The following is a 9082-nucleotide window of genomic DNA, read 5'->3' as shown; positions in this document are numbered from 1 at the left end:
AGCCGAGCGGTCTCGGCGCGACGGTGGCCGGGGCCGTCGGCCGCGCGCCCGCGTTCGGGATCGGCGCGCTGTTGCTGGGCGCGTCGATTTTGCTACCCGGGGTGCCGTGGTGGCAGGGTCCCGTCGCGGTGCTGCTCGGGTTCCTCGCCGCCGCGCTGGTTCTCGCCCACTGCGTGCGCAGGCTGGGCGGGATCACCGGCGACGTGCTCGGCGCGTGCGTCGAGTGCGCCGTGCTGGGCGTGCTGCTCGGTCTCAGTGCCTGACCCGCCGCGTGATCGCACCGCCTGACGTGCCGCCCGACGGTGGTATGCCTCACCGCACCGACGGGTGAGCGCGGGCGCCGTTACGCAGGAACCTGACACGGGCCCGGCTAGCGTGACCTGTAATGGATTCCGCCACCTCCACCACGGCCGATGCGCCGAACGGACCAGACGGCGCCGTCCGGAGTGACCACGGCGGGGCACGCCGGTGGCGGCGGCTCGCCGTGGTCCTCGGGTTGCTCGCGAGCGCCTGCGCGCTGGCCTTCCCGTTCCTGCCCGTGGTGCAGGACACCGCGCGCATCGTGTGGCCCACCGGTGGGGACACCGCGGCCGTGAACGCGCCGCTGGCCGGGTACTGGGCACAGCAGTTGCGCGCCGACGTGCCCTGCGAGACGGTGCGCTCCGCCGACGCCCGCTCGGACGAGGAAGCGCTGTTGCTGGCGACCGTGCCGCCCGAACGCACGGACGCGGGCGCGGGGCTGCGGCTGACCGTCGCCGACGGCACGCTGGTCGCGGCGAACCGGGGCGAACAGGTGGCACGGCAACCGCTGCCGTCGGCCGGATGCGACATCGGAGTCGCCTCGGACGCCGCCGCGACCACGATCACCGTGGCGGGTACGCCGGTGTACGAGGCGCACTCCGACGTGCGGCCCCGCGTGATCGGCATCTACACCGACATCGAGGAGGCGCGGGACCCGGTCGCCGGGCTCGATGTGTCGATCACCCCCGACACGCGGTACCAGTCGTCGCCGACGGCGCTGAAGACCGGCGTGGCGGTGGTCGGCCTCGCGGCACTGGCCGGCTGTCTCGTCGCGGTGCGCAGGACGGACTCCCGGGCGGCACGTGGGGCACCGCGCTGGGCGGCGCGGGGCTGGTGGAAACCCACAGGGCGCGACCTGACCGTGGTCGGGGTGCTCGGCGCGTGGGTGTTCATCGGGCCGGTGACCTCCGACGACGGCTACATCCTCACGATGTCGCGGGTGGCCGACGAGGCCGGGTACCTGACCAACTACCACCGCTGGTTCGGCGTCGCCGAGGCCCCGTTCGGCTGGTTCTACCACCTGTACGGCTTCCTGTCCCACGTGAGCGTGGTGCCGCCGTGGATCCGGCTCCCCTCGTTCCTGCTCGGTGTCGTGGCCTGGCTGCTCATCAGCCGTTCGGTCCTGCCCCGCCTCGGCCGGGAAGTCCGCACGAGCCGCGCGGCGGGCTGGGCGGCGGCCACCGTCTTCCTGGTCTGGTGGCTGCCCTACAACAACGGGGTGCGCCCGGAGCCGGTCGCGGCCGTGGGGTCGTTGCTCGCCCTGTGCGCCGTGGAACGCACGCTCGCCACCCGCAGGCTGCTGCCGCTGTGCCTGGGGCTGCTGGCCGCCGCGTTCACCTTCGCCGCGACCCCCACGGGCATGATCGCCATCGCGCCGTTCCTGGTGGCCGCGCGCCCGCTGTACCACCTGCTCGCCGAACGCGCCCGGCACGGCTGGTCCGGTGTGCTCACGCCGCTGGCCGCGTCCGGGGTGGTGGTACTGCTGGTGGTGTTCGCCGACCAGACCTACGCCTCGGTCGCCGAGGCGGTGCGCCTGCGGAACCATGTGGGGCCGAGCATGCCGTGGTTCCAGGAGCTGGCGAGATACGAGCTGCTCTTCGCCGAGAGCGCCGACGGCGCGGCGACCCGCCGGTTCCCGGTGTTGCTGCTCATCCTGTGCACCGTGACCTGCCTGGCGGTCCTGCTGCGGCGCGACCGCGTCCCCGGCGCCGCGCTGGGCCCGAGCCGTCGCCTGATCGGCACGGTGGCGCTGTTCTTCGTTCTGCTGGCCCTCACGCCCACGAAGTGGACCCACCACTTCGGCGCGTTCGCCGGCGTGGGTGCGGCCATGGCGGCGTTGACCGCGCTCGCCACGAGCGCTTCGGTACTGCGCTCGGCACGCAACCGGGCGGCGTTCGTCGCGGGACTGCTGCTGGTGGCCGCGCTGTCGGTGACCACCCCGAACGCCTACTGGTTCGTCTCGGCGATCGGTGTGCCCTGGCACGACATGCCGCCGCAGATCGCGGGCATCGAGGCATCGACGCTGCTGGTGGTGGCCGCCTCCGTGGCGGCGATCGTCGCGTTCATCGAGAACCTGCGCGTGCGGGGGCCGCATCCGCCCGTCCGGGAACGCCGCAGCGCCGCGTTGTGGCGAGGGTCGCTGGCGATCGTGGTGGTGTGCGGCCTTGTGGTCGTCGCCGAGGTCGGCAGCATGGCGAAGGCCATGTGGGAGCAGTCCGGCACCTACAGCCTCGGCACCGCGAATCTCGCCCACCTCAGCGGCGACGAGTGCGGTCTCGGCGCGGAGGTCACCGTGGAGCGCGACCCGGTGGGCAGCGTACTCACCGCGCTGCCGGAGAGGCGCCAGGCCACGGTGGCCTCGGAAGGCTCGGAAGGCTCGGACAACGCGGAAGGCTCGGGAGACTCGGCGGGCTCGCAGGCCACGACAGGGCCGCTGCCCCGCCCCGCCGACGACGTGGACGCCGGTCGCGAGGGATTCCACATCCGCCCCGCCTCTGACGACGACCCGCTGGCCGAGCCGCCGCACGGCATGACCCCGGCCACGGCACCGATGTGGAGCAGCTACGGCGAGACCGACACGGCCACCGGCGAGCTGCGCAGCCCCTGGTACGGGCTCGGCGGGGAGGGAGGAGACCAGCTCGTCGTGTCCGCCTACGCCCCGCCGGGCAAGGCGACGGGCGTCGAGGTGCAGTTCGGCACCCCGGTGGAGGGGGGCACACGGCGTGCCGGTAGCGAACGGCTGCTCTCGCCCGGAGCGGGCACGGGAGAGTGGCAGAACCTGCGCCTCGACCTGAGCGAGGTGCCCGAGGACGCGACGGCGGTGCGCGTCGTGGCAAGCGACGACGACCTGACCGAGGACGGATGGCTGGCGCTGACGGCGCCGCGTGTTCCCGAGTTCACCACACTGGCCGAGAAGGTCGGCGACGATCCCGTCTACATGGATTGGCCCGCGTCGTTCGTGTATCCGTGCCTGAACCCGGTGACGATCCGCGACGGCATCCTGCGGGTACCCGAGTATCACCTCACCGCCGGATCGCTGGCCGACGAGGCGAACTGGGCGAGCGCCGAGGCCGGGGGAATCATCGGCAACCTCCAGGAACTGGCCGAGGAGCCGGAGGTGCCGAGCTTCCTCACGGGGGACCCGGATCAGCCGTGGGGCACGCTGCACGAGGTGCGCCCCTACGAACCGGGCCGGGAGCCGACCGTGGTGCGCGACGAGGAGGTCCGCTCCGGCTGGTACTCCCCCGGCCCCGGGCCGGTGCACCCGGACGGCTCCATGCCGCGTCGCTGACTCAGGTCAGTCCGACGGCGGTCTGGCCCGGCCGCAACGTGTCCCCACAGTGCCGACGCGGCCACTGGCCCGACTTGTTCGCCCGGTCGAGCGGCGCCACCGTGGTGCGCGCGTACTGCCGGAGAGCGGCGAGGCGTTCCGCGTCCGGCACGACGTCCCCGCGCACCCCGTCGCCGTTGCTGGGGCCGGGCCGGGGACTTTCGTAGAGCTGGTGGTAGTCACGCGCCATGCGGGAATCGGACGGGATGCCGTTGGCCGCGCTCCACGGGGCCCGCGCGTGGATAAAGGTCGGCCGCACCCGGTCGAACACGTAGTCCCGCAGACCAGCGCGGTCGCCGGCGGCGATGAGGTCGGCGATCGTCGGTTCGGCCAGGCCCGCCATGTCGACCCTCGGCGCCCGGCCGCACGACCGGCCCCAGCCCCTCCGACACCGACCGCGCGTAGGCGAAGGTGATGCCCGCGTCGTCGATCAGCCAGTAGCCGTAGATGGCCGCAGGCGCGGCGATGGCCCCGGTACCGATCGCCACCGCCGCGACCGCGCGCAACCGGTCCGCGAGCCGGGATCTCCGCCGCGACGCGAGGCGGGAGGGCGCCGCCACTTGATCATTGTGGACATCGAGTGCCGTCACCGGCGCCACGGTCATGTGGGAGCCCCCGGGTCTCGTGGAAGGGTTCGAATCGGACGATCTTCACCCTAGGGACAGCATGTGCGACAGGAGGTGGCCGGAGTGTCCCGATTTCCCAGCCGCGCACGCTTCCGTGACCCGAGTCCCGCTCACCGCGACGCGCGAGGGGCCGCGAGTCTCCGCGTGACGGGTGCGGGGCGACCTTGCCGCGCCGCCGGGGGCGGCTCGCGCAGAGGCGGCGGGCGGGATCAGGGGACGCGTTGCCGGACCTGGAGGTAGTCGAGGCGGTGCTCGAGGACCGCGCCGTCGGGCAGGTCGGACACCAGGTCGAGCAGGGAGTCGGCGAGCGCATCGGCGTCGAGCAGGTCGTAGCCCTGCTCGACGAGGCTGGCGCCGAGCACCATGACGTAGTCCTGCCTGCTGATGCCATCGAGGGTGCGCACCATCGCGGTGGTCGTGGCGCGGTGGGAGCTCAACCCGGCGAATCCCCGGCCGCACCCACAGCCGCCGTCGGGGTCGTCCCGGTCCGTGCGACACGCCGGAGCGATCCACACCAGTTCCCCCTCCACGCACCAGTGGTAGTCACTGTCCCGGGCACCCTGTGTCGCGGCGGTCGCCACCAAGGTCTTCACCATCACCGCTCTCCCTTCGCCCACGAGTCGTCGCGTGCCGCGTGTCCTAGGTACCAGGCGAGCACGACAAAACCCGGCATGGCGCCGCACGGGCCACCCCCGAGCACCTGTTCGAGCTACCCGCTCGGCGAGTGGGCCGGGCAGCCGGGGTCGATCCGGACCCCTCGGGGCCGCGTGTGGACGCTCCCGCACGGCACCGGGAGGCGCGAGAGGTCAACTCGCGAACCCCAAGGGGCAACTCGCGGGACGGGAAGGGGCGACTCGCGGGGTCAGGAGCAAACGGCGCCGCGTGCGGCCGAGCCGACGAGTGCGGCGTACTTGCCCAGCACGCCACGGCGCTCGGTCCGCGGTGGCCGCCAGCCCTCCCGCCTGCGCGCCAGCTCCTCGTCGCTCACCCCGACGTCGAGCGTCTTTGTCGACATGTCAACGACGATGGGGTCGCCGTCCCGCACGAACGCGATCGGTCCGCCGTGCGCCGCCTCCGGGGCCACGTGCCCGATGCACAGGCCGGTGGTGCCGCCGGAGAACCGCCCGTCGGTGAGCAGCAGGACGTCCCGACCGAGTCCCGCGCCCTTGATCGCGCCGGTGACCGCCAGCATCTCGCGCATCCCCGGACCGCCCCGCGGTCCCTCATCGCGGATCACCACGACGTCGCCCGGTACCAGCTCACCGAGGGCGTCCATCGCCGCCTGCTCGCCATCGAACACCCGCGCGCGGCCCTCGAACCGTGCCGTGTCGAAGCCCGCGCTCTTGACCACGGCGCCCTCCGGAGCGAGGGTGCCGTGCAGGATGGTGACTCCGCCCGTGGGGTGGATCGGGTCGGCGAGATTCCGGATGACCTCGCCGTCGAGCGGCGGTGGCGCCAGCTCGGCGAGATTGTCCGCGAGGGTGCGCCCGGTCACGGTGAGGCAGTCGCCGTGCAGCAGGCCCGCTTCGAGCAGTGCGGCCATCACCACCGGCACCCCGCCCACCCGGTCGACGGCGGTCATCACATGCCGTCCGAAGGGCTTGACGTCGGCCAGGTGCGGCACCCGGTCCCCGATGCGCGAGAAGTCGTCCAGCGTCAGCTCCACCTCGGCCTCGTTGGCGATCGCCAGCAGGTGCAGTACCGCGTTCGTCGACCCGCCCAGAGCCATGACCACCGCGATCGCGTTCTCGAACGCCTCCCGGGTGAGGATGTCGCGCGCGGTGATCCCCTTCTCCAGCAGCCCGACGACCGCGTCCCCGCTGGCCCGGGCGAAACCGTCCCGGCGCCGGTCCACCGACGGTGGACTCGCCGAACCCGGCAACGACATCCCGAGCGCCTCGGCCGCGCACGCCATCGTGTTGGCGGTGTACATGCCACCGCAAGCGCCCTCACCGGGGCAGATCGCGCGCTCCACGCGGTCGACGTCGTCGGCCGAGATCAGACCCCGCGCGCACGCGCCCACGGCCTCGAACGCGTCGATGATGGTCACCTCACGCCCGTCGACGGTGCCCGGCAGCGTCGATCCCGCGTAGAGGAACGCGGCGGCCACGTCGATCCGGGCCGCGGCCATCAGCATGCCGGGAAGGCTCTTGTCACAGCCCGCGAGCAACACGGCGCCGTCGATGCGTTCGGCCTCGAGCACCGTCTCCACCGAGTCGGCGATCACCTCGCGCGACACCAGCGAGAAGTGCATGCCCTCGTGGCCCATGCTGATCCCGTCCGAGACCGAGATGGTGCCGAACTCCAGTGGGTACCCGCCGCGGGCGTGCACGCCGTTCTTGCCCGCCTGGGCCAGCCGCTGCAACGAGAGGTTGCACGGGGTGATCTCGTTCCACGAGGAGGCGATGCCGACCTGCGGCTTGGCGAAGTCCTCGTCGCCCATGCCCACCGCGCGCAGCATCCCGCGGGCCGCCGCCCGCTCGATGCCGTCGGTGACCTCCCGGCTGCGGGGTTTCGGATCGTGTTCGGCCATGGGCCCATCATCGACGCGGAACCGGGCAGGCACAATCTGCGTTCGTGGCTGACACGACGTCCCTTCACGACACCATCGCCGACGAGCTCGGTGTCCGCCCGGCGCAGGTGGGCGCGGCCGTCCGCCTGCTCGACGACGGATCGACCGTGCCGTTCGTGGCGCGCTACCGCAAGGAGGCCACCGGCGGCCTCGACGACACCCAGCTGCGCACGCTGGAGGAACGCCTGCGGTACCTCCGTGAGCTGGAGGAACGGCGCGGCGTGATCCTCGACTCGATCCGCGCGCAGGGCAAGCTCACCCCGGAACTGGAAGCGCGGATCAACGCCGCCAGGGAGAAGGCGCGGCTGGAGGACATCTACCTGCCGTACAAGCCGAAGCGCCGCACCAAGGGACAGATCGCGCGGGAGGCCGGGCTCGAACCGCTCGCCGACGGACTGCTCACCGACCCGACCACGGACCCGGGCACCGCCGCCGAGGCCTACGTCGATCCCGACGCGGGGATCGCCGACGCCGCCGCCGCGCTGGCCGGGGCCAGGGCGATCCTCGTGGAGCGGTTCGCCGAGGACGCGGACCTGATCGGCGAGCTGCGCGAGCGCATGTGGTCGCGGGGATGGGTCACCGCGAAGGCACGCGAGGGCGCGCAGACCCAGGGTGCCAAGTTCGCCGACTACTTCGACTTCGCCGAGCCGATGTCCACGCTGCCCTCCCACCGCGTTCTCGCCCTGTTCCGGGGCGAGAAGGAGGAGGTCCTCGACGTCTCCACCGAGCCGGAGGAGCCGGGCACCGACGCGGAGGCCTACGAGGCCCGCATCGCCGAGCGGTTCGGCATCGCCGACGCGGGCAGGCCCGCCGACACGTGGTTGCGCGAGACCGTGCGCTGGGCATGGCGCACGAAGATCCTGTTGCACCTGGGCATCGACCTGCGGATGCGGCTGCGGCAGGCCGCCGAGGACGAGGCGGTGCGCGTGTTCGCCGCCAACCTGCGCGATCTGCTGCTGGCCGCGCCCGCGGGCACCCGCGCCACGATCGGGCTCGACCCCGGCTATCGCACGGGGGTGAAGGTGGCCGTGGTGGACGGCACGGGCAAGGTCGTGGCGACCGACACCATCTACCCGCACAAGCCGCAGGCCCGCTGGGACGAGGCGCTGGCCACGCTGGAGCGGCTCGCCCGCGCGCACGACGTGGAGCTGGTCGCCATCGGCAACGGCACCGCCTCGCGCGAGACGGACAAACTGGCCGGAGAGCTGGCCCGGCGGCACCCCGACCTCACGCTGACCAAGGTGATGGTCTCCGAGGCGGGGGCGTCGGTGTACTCGGCCTCGTCCTACGCCTCCCGTGAACTGCCGGACCTGGACGTCTCCCTGCGGGGTGCGGTGTCGATCGCGCGCCGGTTGCAGGACCCGCTCGCCGAGCTCGTCAAGATCGACCCGAAGTCGATCGGGGTCGGCCAGTACCAGCACGACGTGGCGGAGTCGAAGCTGTCCCGCTCGCTCGACGCGGTCGTCGAGGACTGCGTGAACGCCGTCGGGGTGGACCTCAACACCGCGTCGGCACCGCTGCTGGCACGGGTGTCGGGCATCGGCTCGGGCCTGGCGGAGAACATCGTGGCCCACCGCGACGGCCACGGCCCGTTCCGCGACCGCGCCGCGCTGCGGGAGGTCACGCGGCTGGGTCCGAAGGCGTTCGAACAGTGCGCGGGCTTCCTGCGCATCCCGAACGGCGACGATCCACTCGACGCCTCCGGCGTGCACCCCGAGTCCTACCCGGTCGTGCGGCGCATCGTCGACGAGACGGGCGTCGGTGTCCGCGAGTTGATCGGTGACGCGCGCACGCTGCGCGGGCTGCGGCCCGAACGGTTCGCCGACGACTCCTTCGGCCTGCCGACCGTGACCGACATCCTCGCCGAGCTGGAGAAACCCGGCCGCGATCCGCGTCCCGAGTTCCGCACGGCCACCTTCGCCGAAGGGGTCGAGACCCTGGCCGACCTCACTCCTGGCCTGCGGCTGGAGGGAGTGGTGACCAACGTGGCGGCGTTCGGGGCGTTCGTGGACGTCGGCGTGCACCAGGACGGGCTCGTGCACGTCTCGGCGATGGCGCGGACGTTCGTCAGCGACCCGCGCGAGGTCGTCAAGCCCGGCGACGTGGTGACGGTCAAGGTGCTGGAGGTGGACGAGGCGCGCAAGCGGATCTCGCTCACGCTGCGGCTCGACGACGAGGTCGGTTCCGCGTCGGCGGGGGGCGGGCGCTCCCGGCGCGGCGCGCGCGAGGACGCGGGCGAGGGACGCGGGCACG

The 9082-nt window shown here is 72.8% G+C and carries 6 protein-coding genes; 3 read left to right on the top strand and 3 right to left on the bottom strand.

Translation table 11 applies throughout. The features are described 5' to 3' along the window. A partial coding sequence (locus SACSA_RS22665; protein WP_019816178.1) for an adenosylcobinamide-GDP ribazoletransferase occupies positions 1 to 263 on the top strand: 263 nt, incomplete at its 5' end. Between the two features lie 122 nt (positions 264 to 385). Next, positions 386 to 3592 carry an arabinosyltransferase domain-containing protein gene (locus SACSA_RS0112060; protein WP_019816177.1) on the top strand — a complete coding sequence of 1069 codons (3207 nt, stop codon included), beginning with the start codon at positions 386 to 388 and terminating at the stop codon, positions 3590 to 3592. 1 nt (position 3593) lies between these two features. Here the strand turns inward: SACSA_RS0112060 and SACSA_RS0112055 are convergent, their stop codons facing one another. The 3 genes from SACSA_RS0112055 to ilvD form a co-directional block, all read right to left on the bottom strand. After that, entirely contained in the window at positions 3594 to 3974 is a 381-nt protein-coding gene (locus SACSA_RS0112055) for a hypothetical protein (protein ID WP_019816176.1), read from the bottom strand. Positions 3975 to 4466: 492 nt separating this feature from the next. Further along, positions 4467 to 4853 carry a DUF7715 family protein gene (locus SACSA_RS0112045; RefSeq protein ID WP_019816173.1) on the bottom strand — a complete coding sequence of 129 codons (387 nt, stop codon included), beginning with the start codon at positions 4851 to 4853 and terminating at the stop codon, positions 4467 to 4469. Positions 4854 to 5119: 266 nt separating this feature from the next. Next, on the bottom strand, positions 5120 to 6790 hold the full coding sequence (ilvD, locus tag SACSA_RS0112040) for a dihydroxy-acid dehydratase (RefSeq protein WP_019816171.1): 1671 nt from the start codon (positions 6788 to 6790) through the stop codon (positions 5120 to 5122). 44 nt (positions 6791 to 6834) lie between these two features. On the opposite strand from ilvD, the gene SACSA_RS22660 reads away from it, so the two are divergent. Next, positions 6835 to 9082: Tex family protein (locus SACSA_RS22660; protein ID WP_019816169.1), on the top strand; the 2248-nt coding region annotated here is incomplete at its 3' end.

The organism is Saccharomonospora saliphila YIM 90502 (genome assembly GCF_000383795.1).
Lineage (GTDB): Bacteria > Actinomycetota > Actinomycetes > Mycobacteriales > Pseudonocardiaceae > Saccharomonospora > Saccharomonospora saliphila.
This window is presented reverse-complemented; position numbering and strand designations above follow the sequence as displayed.